This is a genomic window from Mesorhizobium sp. M7A.F.Ca.CA.004.04.2.1 (genome assembly GCF_004022825.1).
Lineage (GTDB): Bacteria > Pseudomonadota > Alphaproteobacteria > Rhizobiales > Rhizobiaceae > Mesorhizobium.
Window position 1 is genome coordinate 1 of the sequence record NZ_RZPH01001428.1, and the last position, 1,107, is coordinate 1,107.

Consider the following 1,107-nt stretch of genomic DNA (forward strand, 5'->3'; position numbering starts at 1 on the left):
CCTCGCTGTCAATGGCCGGGATGGGCACTCGCCGGCTGGCTAGGTTCTTAGCAGGCCATAGCCGGCTGTCTGGTGGAGATCGTCTTTCAGGGCTTTGATCGTCTGTGAAAGGTCGCGAACCTTGTCCATCAGCGTCTGAATGGTCGCCCCGATGGGCTGGATCTTAACGCCTCAATCGTCGCGAGAAGCTCAAGGTAGACGTGGTTCAATTGAACTTTCTCCCTTCGAGAGCTCTCAATGGTGATCGACATGTGCGACCAGGCTCGATCAATTGCCTGTTCGCTTATCCTTCATCGACAAGCGGACGCGTGCCGCCACCTCCCTTCCGTCACGCGAAGGACCCAGCCGGCGAGACCAGACGGCGTGCGTGGCGCAATCTTCTATGTGACGAGCGGCGAGATCGCGTGTGTCCCGCCGTGATGGGATCATCTATTCGTCGAGCGCGGCGCTGGCGCCATCATCGTCGATATCTGCAAACCCTGGGATGATCCAGCAGCTTCTCCTTCGACAGCAGCCCGGCGTCCTCGAGCGCCTCGAAATCCGGCAGCTGGCGCAGCGTGTCGAGCCCGAACTGCGACAGAAAAGTTTTGGTCGTCACATAGGTGTAGGGCGCGCCCGGCTGCGGGCTGCGCGGCCCCGAGGCGACCAGCTGCTCAGCGCGCAGCACGCCGATCAGGTCACGTGACACCTCCTTGCCGAAAAAGCTCGACAGCTCGCCACGGGTGATCGGCTGGAAATAGGCAATGCACATCAAGACAAGCGCCTCCGCCTGCGACAGTTCTTTTGCTCCCTCGCCCGCTGCCGTGCCGAAGGCTGCGTGAATGGCGTCGCCAAAAACCTTTTTGGTCCGGTGCTGCCAGCCGCCGGCGACCGCGACCAGCTCGTAAGGGCGGCCGGCGAGTTCGGCGCGAATGTCGTCGATGATCAGCTCGATATTGCAGTTTTTTCCCACCACCCGCGCGAGGACACTACGTGTCACCGGTTCATTTGCCGCAAAGATCACCGCTTCGACGCGGGCCATCCATTCGCACCAGCGCAGCTCCGGCGGCAGATGTTCCAGTTCGGTGTCGAGCAGCGCCGGCTGATCGTTTGGCTTGCGGCGGGCGG

The 1,107-nt window shown here is 61.9% G+C and carries 1 protein-coding gene; it reads right to left on the reverse strand.

Annotated elements, in window-relative coordinates; translation table 11 throughout:
• Positions 1-457 precede the first annotated feature (457 nt).
• Positions 458-1,107 (reverse strand): SMC-Scp complex subunit ScpB (locus tag EN893_RS35125; RefSeq protein WP_245490968.1); only part of this gene is annotated, 650 nt, incomplete at its 5' end.